This window comes from Pseudoalteromonas rubra (genome assembly GCF_000238295.3).
Taxonomy (GTDB): domain Bacteria; phylum Pseudomonadota; class Gammaproteobacteria; order Enterobacterales; family Alteromonadaceae; genus Pseudoalteromonas; species Pseudoalteromonas rubra.
The window spans coordinates 108,973-124,426 of the sequence record NZ_AHCD03000032.1 but is presented as its reverse complement, the minus strand read 5'-3'; the positions used below and the strand labels follow the sequence as shown (position 1 = coordinate 124,426).

Below are 15,454 nucleotides of genomic sequence, written 5' to 3'. Positions count from 1 at the left end.
AGTGTCTACTTATATTCTGGAGAAATGGCGACTTTCTGTGCAGTGGGTAACTGAAGCTTTTCTTTTAGCTTCCAGCTTTGGTCCATGGGTTCTAGAAAAACAGTGAATGCGCCATAATGTGGCTCATCCAGAATGGCAGTGAATTCACCAGCGGCATTGGCCAGCAGAGTGACTTCAAAGTCGTATTTCTTGACTGTGCGGTGATAAAAAGACGCTTTCAGTGCATTGACTTTACTGTGATCACCTTTGGTGAAAGTAAAGCTGATTCTGTCTTCAGTGACATCAAGATCACCATGTAAATACAAGGCTTTAGCTTTATCGAACTTGCTGAGTTCAAGGTTAATGGCTTTGCCTTTTTTGTAGTAGTCGTCGACCACCATGTCCGGGCCATTACCGACGGCAAAAATCACTAAGAAAACGCAGGCAATAATGGTAACCAGCGGAAAAAACATTAAAAACCAAGGCCAAAAATTCTTATACCAGGGAGTAGGGTTCATAACGACTCAACAGCTTAATTTCAGTGGCAATATTCTATCTTATTTGGGGTTAAATACCTAAAAAAAAGCCTCCGATTGGAGGCTTTTTTGATCTTAAATAAACTTATAATCTATTCGATTATTTCTCCTGAGAGAGGCTGTACACATAGGCTGTAAGCAGGTGTACTTTGTCTTCACCCAGAATATCTTTCCAAGCTGGCATGACACCAGCACGGCCATGACGCAGTGTTTCTTCAACAGCACGTTGAGAACCACCGTACAACCAGATGTTGTCAGTCAGGTCAGGCGCACCAAATGGCAGGTTGTGAGCAACAGAGCCCTTACCGTCCATACCGTGACAAGCCGCACACATTGCGAACTTCGCTTTACCAGCATCCGCATCTTTTTGGTTTACTTTACGGCCAGACAAACCCAGTACATATGCAGTCATTTCTTTAATGCCCTGGTCACCCAGTGCATCCTGCCAACCAGGCATCGCAGCAACACGACCTTGCAGCAGTGTTTCTTTGATCTTGTCAGGTGTACCGCCGTACAACCAGTCATTGTCTGCCAGGTTAGGGAAGCTCATTGCACCACGTGCATCTGAACCATGACACTGTGCACAGTTTTGCGCGAACAAACGCTGACCAATTTCAAGTGCTTTTTGATCTTTTGCCAGTGTTTCGATGTCTTGCTCAGCAAAAGCCTTGAAGATAGGACCAAAACGCTCGTCAGCAGCTTCAAACTCTTTATCAAGTTGAACCCAGTGACCGTTTGCTTTGGCTTCTTCAATTGCTTTTTTAGACTCCTCGAGAGACGTTACGCCCTGGTTAGAGCTTGTCCAGTTCAAAAAGCCTGCAAAGTTACCTAAACCAGGGTAAGCAGCAAGATAGTAAACGGACCAGATAAATGTTGCGAAGAACATGTAAGTCCACCACTTTGGTAGTGGGTTGTTTAGTTCTTCGATTCCGTCAAACTCGTGACCACAGCTTTCGCCTTCTTCAACACCTGCATAGTTTTTCAGGTTCCAAAGCAGCAAGCCAAAGATCAGAGCCAGACACGCCAAGGTCAATACAATGACCCAAATACTCCAAAAGCTAGTCATTTTTCAGACTCCTTTTCCTCGTTTGAGATTGTGCTGTTGTGCTTTTTTTCATCTTCAAAAATGGCATTGGCCGCGTCATCAAAACGACGTTTGCTACGCTTGCTGTATGCCCACACAACAATCACTATGAACAGTACTAAAATTATCAGAGTCAAAATGCCTCTGTATGTGCCGTAATCCATAACAAATTACTTCAAATGTGTGCCAAGTTGCTGAAGGTAAGCAATCAGGGCTTCCATTTCGGTTTTGCCCTTTACTGCGGCTTCAGCACCTTGAATGTCCTCATCGGTGTATGGCACACCAAAGTTACGGAACACTTCAAGTTTCTTAGCGGTTAATTGACCGTCCAATATATTCTCATTGAGCCAAGGGTAGCCAGGCATATTTGACTCAGGTACCACAGAGCGAGGATCCATCAGGTGTGCAAAGTGCCAGTCGTCTGAGTAACGCTGACCAACACGAGCCAGATCAGGACCTGTACGCTTAGAGCCCCACTGGAACGGGTGATCCCAAACAGATTCACCAGCAACAGAATAGTGGCCGTAACGCTCAACTTCATCTCGGAAAGGGCGGATCATCTGTGAGTGACAGTTGTAACAACCTTCACGTACATAGATATCACGACCTTCCATTTCCAGCGCTGTTAGAGGGCGTAAGCCATCAACAGGCTGAGTGGTGTCTTTTTGGAACATCAGCGGGGTGATCTCAACGAGGGCACCGAAGCTGATGGCAAAAACCGTCAGGATAGCCATTAGGCCAACGTTCTTTTCGACGATTTCGTGTTTGTTTGAAGAGTTATTATTGCTCATACTCGACACCCCTTAAGCCATTTGCGTGTTAGCTTCGGTGGTCAAAGAGCCACTCTTAGCTGCTACAGTACGGTACACGTTGTAAGCCATTACCAGCATACCAATCACGATGAACACACCGCCCAAGAATCGCATAATGTAGAAAGGCTTAGACGCTTCAAGAGACTGTACGAAGCTGTACATCAAAGTACCGTCAGAGTTAACTGCACGCCACATCAGACCTTGCATAACACCAGAGATCCACATTGCTACGATGTACAGAACAACACCAACAGTGTGTAGCCAGAAGTGGGTGTTAACCAGTTTAACGCTGTACATGTTACCGTGACCAAATAGTGCAGGGATCAGGTGATAAATAGCACCAATAGAGATCATTGCTACCCAACCTAGTGCACCAGAGTGTACGTGGCCAACTGTCCAGTCAGTATAGTGTGACAGGGCGTTTACTGACTTGATTGCCATCATTGGGCCTTCGAAGGTAGACATACCGTAGAAAGACAGAGAAACAACCAGGAAACGCAGGACAGGGTCGGTACGTAGTTTATGCCAGGCTCCAGACAGGGTCATGATACCGTTGATCATACCACCCCAAGAAGGAACGAACAGGATCACAGACATTACCATGCCCAGAGACTGCGTCCAGTCCGGTAGTGCTGTGTAGTGTAAGTGGTGAGGGCCCGTCCAGATATACAGAGAAACCAATGCCCAGAAGTGAACGACCGATAAACGATAAGAGTAAACAGGGCGACCAGCTTGTTTAGGCACGAAGTAATACATCATACCCAGGAAACCAGCAGTCAGAAGGAAACCTACCGCGTTGTGACCGTACCACCACTGAACCATAGCATCTACCGCACCCGCATAAATTGAATATGACTTGGTTAGAGATACTGGTACAGCCATGCTGTTTACGATGTGTAGTACTGCAACGGTAATAATGAAGCCCGCGTAGAACCAGTTCGCAACATAAATATGTGACACTTTACGCTTGATCAGTGTGCCGAAGAAAACAACAGCATACGTAACCCAGACTACAGCGATTGCAATATCGATTGGCCACTCAAGTTCAGCATATTCTTTAGAAGATGTGATACCCAGTGGCAGCGTAATAGCTGCTGCAAGAATGATTGCTTGCCAGCCCCAGAAAGTGAAAGCGGCTAGCTTGTCGGAGAATAAACGCGTCTGACACGTACGTTGTACAACATAGTAAGATGTTGCAAAAAGTGCACTAGTACCAAATGCGAAGATTACTGCGTTCGTGTGTAACGGACGAAGTCGAGAGTAAGTTAACCATGGAATGTCGAAGTTTAACGCAGGCCACGCAAGTTGCGCCGCGATAAAGACACCTACACCCATGCCAACGATGCCCCAAATCACTGTCATTATAGCGAATTGGCGTACAACCTTATAATTGTACTCAGTTTGTGATGCTACTGTTTGGCTCATTTTCTGGATTCCGCTGCAATTAATGCGATTAGAAATGATTAACCTGTAATACAGGCCCTGTTTTTTTATTTCAACAAACCCGTTTGAGTTGCATCCCGTGGAACAAAACTCTCACCAGCTTGAGAAACCCTTATTTTTGCAAGGAAATAATAATTTTTTTGCAAACGAAAAGATACTACAAACACCTAAAATAATGACATCAATCAAACTTTGTACGAGTCATTTGCTCAATGAGTACGCGAATTGCGCAATATCAAAACAAATTGCAAAACTTAACGCCAAAGGCTGGCCGAAAAGAGCAATTCCACATAAACTGAATGTCTTTTCAAGATGTCACACACTACGCATTATGCAGAAAAATTGCACACTACCCGGTGTTTTTTTAGTCACTTTCCTGACGGCCTGTTCAGACCCAAGTACCATTATACATGAAAGTTCAGAAAATAGTGAAAGTTCGCAAACTTCCTTGAATTGTGTTGCCTCTTCTCCTTGTCAGAACCACGAAATAACGCTTTGGCATTCAGCTGAAACACTTCGACCAGAAACTCCGTTTGAGGTGTTTCTGGATACACAAAATTCGGCACTTAAAGTTCGCGCTGCCTGGCTGGAAGGGAAGAGTATGTATATGGGAAAAATACCCGTCTTTTTTACCTTGAAGCAAGATACACGCTGGTCTGCTGAGGTCATGGTCGGGGCATGCAGTGACCCGGTTATGGAGTGGCAGCTAACGGTAGAGTTGACCGGGCATCCGACACTGAAAGGAAGTGACAAAACTGTCACATTTAGCCTGTACACTAAGCTAAATTAATATATTGCTGTTGAATAATCTTACTTAGCGTTTCATGTTCGTTTACAAACCCTCTCGATTTTGCATGACTTTGTTAAGCATTTTGACTATATTTAACCAAACCGCACATAGCGATAACAGAATACCCATTTGGCCAAGAGTCTCGTTTGACAAAACGCTCACACAGGCAGATAACTAAAGAAAGAACAAAACGCAAGCTATTTAAGGAGACATCTAGTGGCAAAGCGCATAACAAAAATACTCACACCGGTGGCAGCATCAATCGCTTTAAGCTTGGGCCTTTCAGGCTGTAGCCTCTTCGATGATGACGACAATAATGTTCCAGTTAACCCGACTGATCCATTAGTTGAGGGCAGTGTCGATGCTAATTTCAGTGTGTCTATTTCAGGCAAGGCCGTAAAAGGAACGCTTAGTGGCGCAATGATCAGCGTCAAAACGGTGGATGCACAGGGGAATGAAGTAGATTTGGCATATCGTACTCAGGCAGGTGAGGAATCTGCAACTGAGAAAGCGGAAACTGAAGACGCCGCAAAAGCCAAAGCAAATGCGACATTAATTAGTGGCAACCCAACTGACCTGAAAACCACCACGAGTGGCTTTTATGAAATCTTTGTAGATGAAAACTTCTCCGGTCCCGTATATATCACAGTGACCACCACCAAAGATGGTGATGCGCTGGTTAAATGTGACGCGTTTGCAGGCTGTGGTGTTGGTACGGCTGTTAAGGTCGATGATGGCTCTGTCTTCAATGAAAACGGCAAGGTTGACTTTGGCGAGTGGTATAAAGACGATATCGAGCTTTCGGTTGTTAAACTGATCACACCAGCTTCATCTGACAGCGCGACGACAGCCAAACGAGGCCCGTCATTCGCTGATGGTGATGACGGTTTTTACAGAGCAAACCTGTCGGTATTTACTTCAACCGCAGCTCGTATACTGCTCGGTGGAGATGGCGGCATTGATGCTGCAAGCATTGGAGAAGCCAGTACCAAGGTTATCGAACAGCTTGTGGGCGACGTCAGCTTAGTCGCTGCGCTTGCCAATGACCTGTCGCTGGGCGGCGCAATAGACTTCACAAGTGTTGATGGCAGTGAAAAGCTTGATGCTGGTGCACTGGTATTGATTCAGGTCGCTTCGTCACTGCAGTCTTTAGCCGGTAAAGAAGGTCGCTCTCTAGGTGAGGTGTTGACCGAGCTGTCGACTGATGTTGAAACAGATAATTTGGACAATAGCCAGACCTTCACTCGTCTGAAAGATGAAGCACAAAAAGCTGGTAATGTGTTAAGTGCGATTGTGTCGGGCGACCAGGAAGCAATCAGAGCAGCATTGATTGAAGCCGGTGTTTCTGAAGAGGATATAGATGATGTTGCCGCTGATATTGAAAGTGCGGTAGATACTGCGGTTAATAATGGCGCAACTTCTGAAGATGACCTGAAAGATGATATCGATACAGTCATAGACCAGCTAGATGACATAGGTAATGGAGATGCGTCTACTGACAAACAAAGTGAAGCGATAATTGCCAGCGTTGTGGCAAGTCAATCAGCGTTGGAAGGCAGTGACACTACACTAGCTGGATTCGCTACTTCACTTGAATCTGTTAAGGCACTGGGCACTGACCTGTCGACAAAAGAGAAAGCCGTTGAATACGGTGCTGCGGCGGTTGTGCTGAGTACTCAATTTGCTGCAGAAGTAGATCTAGAAGCGGATGGTGACAACCTTGGCAAGTTATTAGCAAGAGAGTTTGCAACGGCCGAGCAGTTGGTGTCAGCTGCGACGCAACTTGTAACAGGAAACGCAAAGTATCAGCCGACTTTAGATCAGGCGACTGCATTGCTGACACAGGTTACAGCTTTGATTGCACAAAAAGATCAGCTAAACACCGATATTGCAGCTGAACTTACTGCTGCGAATGACAAAATTGCTGAATTCGGTGCAACGCTTGATGCCGCTAAGAAAGCGTCAGACGACAGCCTGGCACTGGCTAACACTGACAATCAAGCCGCAGACGAGAAAAAGGTGGCGTTTGAAACACAGTTGCTTGCTGCACAAGCTGCTGTTAAGGCAATTACCGATCAAAACTCTGCTGAAGTAGCAATGTCAGAATTGGACAAAGCACAGACCGCACTTCAGGAGTCACTAACCGCATTCCAGAGCGCTCAGACCTCGGCCAATACCGCGTTGACATTGGCAAACGCGTATAAGACTGAAGCTCAAAATCAGAATGAACCAACAGACAGCGCAGATCAGGCGATTGCTGAAGCAAACACTCTGATTGACGGTGCTGCCGCAGCGATATTCAGCCTGAATGTATCGGGCGACCAGCTTACTGTTTATGTCAATACTGCAGTGGGTAAGCAAGGTTCAGATAAACTTGTGACCATTAGCTTGGTGACTAAAGAAGGAGCTGATGCGACCTTCAATGCCGGTGAAATCATCTATGACGTAGTGAGAGACATTTGGGATTCTGGACTTAATTCTGGTGATCACTCAGGTACTGCGCCGAACTTCCCTGATTGGACGTACAGCTACAATACTGATACCTATGCACTGAGCCTGGAAAACACTAAAGGTAATGAAAAGTTATCTGCAAATGGTCAGGTTAACTCGGGTGCTCAGAGTAAGATTCTGTTTACCTGGTCTGGCTATATGACTGCTGACTCGGGCCAGACAGTCGCGATTACTTCACCCGATTTAGCTGAATGTGAACGTTGGGCTATCGATGCCATTGATATGCCAAATGCTTCTTGTTCAGTTCTGTATGTAGAAGGCAGTATTCAAACAGTTGAAGATGCGAGAGATTTTGATATTTCACGTGGTAAGACATTCAACTTGGTTGAATTTGTAGATGGGCCTTATGGATTTAATGGTCATTTCTACTCTGAGCTGACAGCTGTTGACCAGCAGGGCAATCCTTCGCCGTTGTTTGTTGATGATACCACTGAATTGGCTTCCATAGAGCTGAAAGGGGATACTGAAGGGACAGCTTTTACCGCTCACTTTGATATCCGAAATGAAGACAATAACGATGATCTGGGCATGGCAAAAGTGTCGATTGATAACTTTAATGGTTATGTTTTCGATGTTAGCCTGATCGACGGAGAGGGACCATTGTTAGGTGACGTTTCAATCAATAATGATACCAATCAGCCGGTTAAAGTTGGTGACGTAGAAGAGGTAACCAATGGTTTCCGCATCGACTATATCAACGGAGAGTCAATCGAATATACAGATATCGATTTTTTAGGCCAGTCAAATAATTAAAACAGGCCTGGATTAAGGGGGAAAGGTCAACCTTTCCCTTTTTTTTTGCTAAAAGTGAAGTTTATGAAATTAAAAAAAACCTCTCCATTGCTCATCCTTCTTGGTGTCTCCTCAGTTAATCAGGCTTATGCAAGCTCCAGTGACATTGAGCTCATTCACCAGTTTCACAGTGAAATTTACACAGAGTCTCAGCCCGTAAAAGCATTTGTCGAAGATTTTGATAAACCTTTGACTCATGGTGACAGCGCCTTTACCTATAATGTGTTTGAACTGGGTATGAAATACAAAGGCTTTGGGTTTGGCGCTCAGAGCCGATTCGATTATTTACTTGCTTTTGATCCCGATACGGCGCGCTATACACACACAGAAAAAAATGATCTGCCATTTGAACGTCGTAATTATCGCTATTATCTGAGAGGTAAGCAGGCGACGACCAACGGGGTTTTTCTCAGTTACGATTTCACGTTGCTGGATGAGCGCTTAGTCATTACGCCAAAGTTCACTTATTTTCAAAGTACGCACTTTCAGGACGCAGTAGTCGACGGCACTATTTTTGCTGATGAGATTGAAGGGAAACTACAGACTGAGTACTACTTTTCTAAAGATATCTTATTTAAGTCATTTACTCCGACAGAAAACCCGGAAGGGGATGGCTATAGTTTTGATCTGGCGCTTAGCTGGCAGATAACACCTGATTTAGATGTTTGGGCTGCAGCTAAAGATCTGATGTATGAGACAAAGTATGAGGGAGTTGGGTTTGTAAATGGATTCACCACCGATATTCCTTTTTCTGAGAGAGAAGACGGGATAGATACAACACCGTCTGTCAGATTGCGTACCTCTGCTTATGATCAAGAGATTGAATACACTTTTGAGCAGAATGCCAGATACTATCTGGGGGCCAATTACCGTATTAACAACCAATTCTCTACCACACTAAAAGCACGTAAGTTCATTGATGACACGTTCGTTCAGGCAACTTTATCTTACCATTTCACAGAAAGCTGGGAGCTATTTGGTGGATATGAAACACATAGTGAGGCTTTTGAGTTGGGCATTAAAACTCGCCATGCAGGCATATCTGTGAAAATGGACAACCCTGATATTGAAGATGCACATTATGTAAATTTGAACTGGTTTCTTAACTTGGCATTTTAGGGGGTAAAAGGTGCAAAAAATCAATAAAATCTTACCTTTGTTGTTGGCTGGTACTTTAACTGCATGCGGTGGAAGTAGTGACCCGGCCCCGACTGTGGATGATGCTGAGCCAGGGCTTGGTCATGATGTTACTCAAGTTCCCTCAGCTGCTGTGGCTTTTTATGTGCCCAAGTTTGTTGATACTTCAGGGACGTTGGCAGTCACTCAAGTAAGCTCAATGGAAACACAGCAGTTTACCGTAAACGACCTAAATCAAATGACCATCTCCTTAGATGCAGGTGTGGTGTATCAATTTGAATTTAGCCCAAGCTCAGAACAGGCACTCTGTCCCAGAAAGTTGGGATGTGGCCGGGCCCTGCGTGACGATCCAAATGACCTTAATGGCAACGAGGAAATTGATCTCGGCGAACCCGTCTCCGCGAACGTAACATATTCTCTTGCAGCGAAACCGATTGCTGGCCAAAATCAGCTGTATTTCTCATCTTATGCAACATTGCTGAGCGAATCGCAGTTAGACAGTACAGTGCTGTCTTTGACGAATACACCGATTTATCACCTGAGCCACAGTCGCATCAATCAGTCGTTGCAGGCGGAGTATGCTGCCAGAGCATTTACATATGCCGATATCATGAGACAGCTAAATATAGAGGGACGTCAGGATGACGAGATACCACCTCTGGCAGATGCCTTTGAGCTGGCATATAAGCACAGCGATAATACGCTTTGGCAAAGTTATATTGACGAGGTCAATCAGTACTTTATAGAAACGCTGTTGGACGAGAAGGACAGCACACTGTTTTCCAATGTCGTTGACCAGGTTTTACTGATTGCCAACGAAGCATTGCAGTTGCAGGATATGGTAACGCTGGCAGACTCTGGCACAGTGTTTAACAATGACCTGCTTGATCACTTCAGGGATTCTCTGGGCGTGGTCCGCCTTCAGGAAGAAAAGTACAGTGATGAACTGGATACCAGACTGGGTGAGGTAGAGGCTCTGGTTGCTGATGAAGTAGTACAAGAGTCATTTTTAGCTCTTTCAGAGGCGGTCTACAATGTTGTCGACGCTGTGTCTCCGGCTCGTAACTCTGAGCCTGGTAATTATCAGGTTGACGATCTTGACATCGTATATACGACAGAACCGTTGTTTAACTGGCGGGTAACCGGCCTAAATAGGGGGTTTGAAGTCAGTATGGACGTCACAATGTCCGAGTGGCGTAAAAGCCCAACTTTGGGCGATCGCATTGCCGGTAGCGGGATCGTATCTGTGCGCAAAGGTGACGTGTCTTTAGAAGCTGACTTGAACGATATCTTCTTGTTGTTCGATGGCTCTATTGATGATGACAACCTGCAAACGGCCACTGGTACTTCGCGCTTTGCCGGGAAGATCACCCTACAAACGGCAGCCTCGACCACCAAGGCGGATCTGAGATTGCGCTTGGATCGGGTCATGTCTCCCAGTAATTCGGTTGAAAGTATCCTTGCTAATCTGCGTGTACGTGGTGACTTTGAAACTGCCAATCAGCTGACACCCGTGACTTTATATGCAACTGAACGATCTCCTTTTGAGTTTGATACCAGCCTGGATTTAGCATTCGGGTTACATGTCGACTTTGATCTCAAGGGCGGCCCTGATTTTCAATTACAACTGGCTGTTGATGATCCCAGCAATGTCACAAATTTGAACTCTGCTGAGATCAGTTACCTTCTCGGTGGCAGGGTTATGCAGCTTGATGTACGTCGCTCTGGAGACAATAATAACATTGTTGCGCAAGGAAAAGATGGCTACTGGCTGGATATAAAACAAAAGGGACGTAATTTTACCGGAGGTTATTATTACGGTGACCAGCAGATCGGAGACGTGAAGACGGTACGAGGGATCCCTGGTGTTTTATTCCCGGACGGGAGCTTTGAATCCCTGTTCTAATTGGGCCTGTTACTGTTAAAATGATGTCTTTACTTGAAAGGGCCCTAGGGCCCTTTTTGAGGTTTTAAGAGGGTTAGTTTGAATAAAAGCCACGTAATTGAACATTTAAGGTTTGCGCTGGAACGCAAGCTCCAGGAGGCACAGGAGGCTGCGGATAGTGCCCGTGCAGATGCGATCCATGAACAAAGTGCGGCGGAAACTCAGTATGATTCTTTAAGTATTGAGTCAGGCTACCTCGCCGAAGGACAAAGTGAGCGGGTCGATCAAGCACACAAAGCCATCCAGGCATTTGAGCAGACCTATACGTTAAGCCGCCCTGATGCCGTTCAGGTAGGGGCTTTGGTTGAGTTAGTTGATGAACAGGGTCAGCATCACTGGTTTTATGTCGGCCCCTGTGAAGGCGGGCTGAAAGTAGTTTTGGGTGCCACAGAAGTGAGAGTGATCACGCTCGCGTCTCCTATCGGTCTGGCCCTCCAAGGACGTGATCTGGGGGAGGAGATTGAATTTAATTTCAATGGCACAACTCAGTGGCTGGAGGTACTTGAGTTACAGTGATCATGAAAAGAGTTTCTTTCTGACCACTTGCCGATACTGACTGGGGGTCTGATTCATCGTATTTTTGAAGACCCTGGTAAGTTGCCCCTGAGAGCTAAACCCGCAAGCCATTGCTATTTCCTGAATGCTCAGATTCGTTGAGGCCAATAGTTCAGTCACCTGACGTACTCGAGCTGTTTGCAAATAGTTCGCGGCAGTCTGACCCGTTGCAGCTTTGAAGCGGCGATTGAACGTTCGATAACTCATACCAAATTGCGCGGCGACGTTGGGGAGTGTGATTTCATTCGCACTGTTGTTGCGTAACCAAAACTGGATTGAGGCTATTTGTTCATCGCTATGCCGATCCACCGCACCCTCCAGGTATCTTTGCTCTTCATAAGGTTTTCGCACTTCATGAGAAAAGTTCTGTTGCACATGATTCGCCGCCTCCTGACCATAAAATTGACCAATAAAGTGAACAATCACGTCTGCCAGCGCGTTTAAGCTTGCGACGGTATATAGTCGTTCTGACTGAGTGATGAAGTAATCCGGGCGCAGAGCAACCAAGGGGTAATTGCGCTTAAACTGTTCAGCATAATGCCAGTGAGTTGTTGCTGAATGTCCGTCAAGGATCCCTGACTCAGCTAGAAAGCAAACGCCAGTTCCAACACCAATGAGTGTGGCACCTGAGCGCCGTGCCTGGGCTAAATTTGAAACCAATGAGGCATTTTTTCTCAACACCGGGCGAGGGTTACGCCAGATACTGGGGATAATAATGTAGTCGAAATCGCTTAGCGCACTGAAACTGGTGTGTGCTGAAAAGGGCACCCCCATTGATGAGAGAACAGCTTCTCCGCTCTCACTTAGCCAGGCAATTTCCAGCGGTATAAACTCATTGCCCAAATGGCGTCTTGCAAACGCTTCACCGGCGCGCAGCATTTCTATGGGTAATGTTACGCTCGTTATGAGCATTTGCTCATAAAGCGTGAAGGCAATACGGTGATTGTAAGCACCCATCTCATCCGACCTCTTAGTGGTGGCGTAATTTGCATGTTATATGGCGAAAAAAGAAAAGTATCATATTTTCCTTCGTTCTAAAATCGGTTCATTAGTTTTATTTGATAAGAGTTTGATATGACAGCATTACCAATTATCGTAGGTATGGGCGGTGTAAATGCCGCTGGCAGAACCTCGTTCCATCAGGGCTTTCGTCGCATAGTATTAGATAGCCTGGATGATGCTGCAAGGCAGGAAACTTTCCTGGGTTTAGCGACTTTGATGAACCTGGTGTCTTTACAGGGATCGGAGTTGGTAACAGCTGAAGGCGAAATCGTTCAGCGTGACGAAATTGAAGCACGCTTTGGCCAGCAGATTGTTGATGGCACACTAATCCGCAGAATCGAAAAAAACCACTTTGATGTAGATGCAACACATTGGCAGCAAAAGCTGACAATGCAGGCTAATGATAGCCATGGTTTAACCTTTACGTGCCGTAAACGTGATTTACCGACGCCTGTACCATCGAGCTGGCAGATTGAAATGCTGGATGAAAAAACGGCTCAGGTGCTTATTCCAGAGCAGCTGGCTGTCAAAGTGGATAGCTACAGAGACAATCCGATTAAAGCAGCAGGGCAGCTGCCAACCGGATTTGATCCCTCAGCCATGTACAACAGTCGTTATCAGCCACGTGGTTTGCAAGCCACCATTTTTGCCGCGACCGATGCCATTCGCTCTACTGGCCTGGTCTGGCAGAAGGTTATGAACAGTGTTGAGCCGGATCAGATTGGCACTTATTCAGCATCCATAGCAGGTCAGGTAAATGATGAAGGGCTGGGTGGTCTTTTTCGTAGTCGCATGAAAGGGGAGCGGGTGAGTACTAAGCAGCTGGCATTGGGGTTGAACTCTATGCCAACGGACTTTATCAATGCTTATGTGACAGGCAGTGTGGGTACTACTTTCTCGACAACAGGTGCTTGTGCGACGTTTTTGTATAATTTACGTGCAGCAGTTAATGACATTCAGGCAGGTCGAACCCGAATTGCTGTGGTCGCCAGTGTTGAGTGTGCGTTAACCCCAGAGATCATAGAAGGCTTTGGCAATATGGGCGCGTTGGCAAACGAAGAAGGCTTGCGCAAGCTTGATAACACCGATCAGGTTGATTACCGTCGCACCAGTCGTCCATTTGGCGAAAACTGTGGCTTTACTATTGGCGAAGGCGCACAGGTAACTATCCTGATGGATGATAAGCTAGCGCTTGAGTTGGGTGCCGATATCATGGGCTCCATTGCAGATGTTTATGTTAATGCGGATGGGGTGAAAAAATCGATTACAGCGCCTGGTCCGGGTAACTACATTACGATGGCAAAGTCAGTGGCGTTGGCCGAGCAGATCGCAGGTACTGAAGCGCTTCAACAGCGTAGTTTTATTCTGGCACATGGTTCCAGCACACCGCAAAACCGCGTGACCGAATCTTTGATTTATCATCGCATTGCTGAGACATTTGCTATCGAAGGCTGGAAAATCGCTGCGCCTAAGGCATTTGTTGGCCATACCATTGGTCCGGCATCTGGTGACCAGCTAGCAATGGCGCTGGGTGTCTTCAGTCATCAGATCATGCCGGGTGTGACAACTATCGATGCGGTGGCAGAAGATGTTCATGATCAGCATCTGGATATCCGTACCCACCATTATCACTGTGGTGAAATGGATATCGCATTTATCAACTCCAAAGGGTTTGGTGGCAATAATGCAACAGCAACAGTACTGTCGCCTGCCATCACGCTGAAAATGTTATCCAAGCGCTACAGTGACGCCGTACTTGCAGAGCATGGTGCCAAACTGGCAGAGACGAAGCAACAACAAGCCAGTTATCAGCAAGCAGCAGATTTGGGGCAGTATGAGCTTATCTATCGATTTGGTGATGGCATGATTGATGAATCCGAATTGCAGCTGAGTAAAGAAGCCCTGGAGATCCCAGGCTTTGATAAAGCAGTCAAGCTGAACGTCAGTAATCAGTATGGTGATCTGACGGATTAAAATACTATGTTAAGCAAACAAAAGGCGCGTTAGCGCCTTTTTTTGTGCCGTTTACTTCAGATATTGCGCGTGGAAATCCAGGTGCGAATCGATGAAGGTCGAAATAAAGAAGTAACTGTGGTCATATCCCGGTTGGATTCTCAGTGTAAACGGGTAATTTGCAGCCTGAGCGGCCTGCTCGAGGGCTTCAGGTTTGAGTTGCTCAGCCAGGAACTGGTCAGCATCGCCCTGATCAACCAGAATAGGTGCTTTTATATCCCCCGTATTTTGCCTGAGCAGGTGGCTGGCGTCGTATGCTCGCCATACTGAGCTGTCTGCGCCCAGGTAGCCTGTGAATGCTTTTTTGCCCCAAGGACAATCCATCGGATTACAGATAGGACTAAATGCCGAGATACTCTGGTAGCGTGTTGGGTTTTTCAGTCCGATGATCAGTGCGCCGTGGCCACCCATGGAGTGTCCTGCTATGGCACGCTTGTCAGAGACCGGAAGATGCGCTTCGATAAGTTTTGGCAGCTCGTCACTGACATAGCTGTACATCTGGTAGTGTTTATCATAGGGGGCTTGTGTCGCATTGACATAAAAGCCTGCGCCCAGTCCAAAATCATAGCTATTTTCCGGATCATCCGGGATCTCTTCACCACGCGGTGATGTATCCGGTGAGACGATTGCTATCCCCAGTTCGCTGGCACGTTTAAACGCGCCAGCTTTTTGCATAAAGTTCTCGTCGTTACAGGTCAGCCCTGACAGCCAGTAAAGCACAGGTACAGGTTGGCCTTTAAGTGCTTGCTCAGGTAAAAAAACGGCAAAGGTCATTTTACATTGAGTATGCTGGCTGTCGTGCTGATAACGTCGGTGCCAGCCTCCGGCGACTTTGTTTTCGCTCAATAATTCCAT

Annotated in this window: 13 protein-coding genes; 6 read left to right on the top strand and 7 right to left on the bottom strand. The window is 46.3% G+C overall.

Annotated features, from left to right (window positions below; all coding sequences use genetic code 11):
* Nucleotides 1-5 precede the first annotated feature (5 nt).
* The 5 genes from PRUB_RS08750 to ccoN form a co-directional block, all read right to left on the bottom strand.
* Nucleotides 6-497 carry a FixH family protein gene (locus PRUB_RS08750; protein WP_040645005.1) on the bottom strand — a complete coding sequence of 164 codons (492 nt, stop codon included), beginning with the start codon at nucleotides 495-497 and terminating at the stop codon, nucleotides 6-8.
* 118 nt (nucleotides 498-615) lie between these two features.
* On the bottom strand, nucleotides 616-1,581 hold the full coding sequence (ccoP, locus tag PRUB_RS08745; RefSeq protein WP_010385444.1) for a cytochrome-c oxidase, cbb3-type subunit III: 966 nt from the start codon (nucleotides 1,579-1,581) through the stop codon (nucleotides 616-618).
* Nucleotides 1,578-1,763 carry a cbb3-type cytochrome oxidase subunit 3 gene (locus PRUB_RS08740; protein ID WP_010385443.1) on the bottom strand — a complete coding sequence of 62 codons (186 nt, stop codon included), beginning with the start codon at nucleotides 1,761-1,763 and terminating at the stop codon, nucleotides 1,578-1,580. Before PRUB_RS08740 ends, ccoP begins: the two co-directional genes overlap by 4 nt.
* Nucleotides 1,764-1,769: 6 nt before the next feature.
* Nucleotides 1,770-2,390, bottom strand: a complete 621-nt coding sequence (gene ccoO / locus PRUB_RS08735) for a cytochrome-c oxidase, cbb3-type subunit II (protein WP_010385442.1) — start codon at nucleotides 2,388-2,390, stop codon at nucleotides 1,770-1,772.
* A 12-nt stretch (nucleotides 2,391-2,402) separates the two neighbouring features.
* Complete coding sequence (ccoN, locus tag PRUB_RS08730) at nucleotides 2,403-3,836, bottom strand: cytochrome-c oxidase, cbb3-type subunit I (RefSeq protein ID WP_010385441.1); 1,434 nt, start codon at nucleotides 3,834-3,836, stop codon at nucleotides 2,403-2,405.
* Between the two features lie 97 nt (nucleotides 3,837-3,933).
* Between ccoN and PRUB_RS08725 the strand changes: the two genes are divergently transcribed.
* From PRUB_RS08725 to PRUB_RS08705, 5 genes are all read left to right on the top strand, one after another.
* Complete coding sequence (locus PRUB_RS08725; protein ID WP_010385440.1) at nucleotides 3,934-4,644, top strand: hypothetical protein; 711 nt, start codon at nucleotides 3,934-3,936, stop codon at nucleotides 4,642-4,644.
* A 216-nt stretch (nucleotides 4,645-4,860) separates the two neighbouring features.
* Complete coding sequence (locus tag PRUB_RS08720; protein ID WP_010385439.1) at nucleotides 4,861-7,908, top strand: AAA family ATPase; 3,048 nt, start codon at nucleotides 4,861-4,863, stop codon at nucleotides 7,906-7,908.
* A gap of 63 nt (nucleotides 7,909-7,971) precedes the next feature.
* Nucleotides 7,972-9,066, top strand: a complete 1,095-nt coding sequence (locus PRUB_RS08715; RefSeq protein ID WP_010385438.1) for a hypothetical protein — start codon at nucleotides 7,972-7,974, stop codon at nucleotides 9,064-9,066.
* A 10-nt stretch (nucleotides 9,067-9,076) separates the two neighbouring features.
* Nucleotides 9,077-10,990 carry a hypothetical protein gene (locus tag PRUB_RS08710; protein ID WP_010385436.1) on the top strand — a complete coding sequence of 638 codons (1,914 nt, stop codon included), beginning with the start codon at nucleotides 9,077-9,079 and terminating at the stop codon, nucleotides 10,988-10,990.
* 78 nt (nucleotides 10,991-11,068) lie between these two features.
* Nucleotides 11,069-11,545, top strand: coding sequence for a GreA/GreB family elongation factor (locus PRUB_RS08705; RefSeq protein WP_010385435.1), 477 nt, complete (start codon nucleotides 11,069-11,071; stop codon nucleotides 11,543-11,545).
* Here PRUB_RS08705 and PRUB_RS08700 read toward each other — a convergent pair whose 3' ends face one another.
* On the bottom strand, nucleotides 11,546-12,541 hold the full coding sequence (locus tag PRUB_RS08700) for a GlxA family transcriptional regulator (protein ID WP_010385433.1): 996 nt from the start codon (nucleotides 12,539-12,541) through the stop codon (nucleotides 11,546-11,548).
* 117 nt (nucleotides 12,542-12,658) lie between these two features.
* Between PRUB_RS08700 and PRUB_RS08695 the strand changes: the two genes are divergently transcribed.
* On the top strand, nucleotides 12,659-14,560 hold the full coding sequence (locus tag PRUB_RS08695; protein WP_010385432.1) for a beta-ketoacyl synthase: 1,902 nt from the start codon (nucleotides 12,659-12,661) through the stop codon (nucleotides 14,558-14,560).
* Between the two features lie 51 nt (nucleotides 14,561-14,611).
* On the opposite strand, the gene fghA is transcribed toward PRUB_RS08695, so the two are convergent.
* On the bottom strand, nucleotides 14,612-15,454 hold the full coding sequence (fghA, locus tag PRUB_RS08690; RefSeq protein WP_010385431.1) for an S-formylglutathione hydrolase: 843 nt from the start codon (nucleotides 15,452-15,454) through the stop codon (nucleotides 14,612-14,614).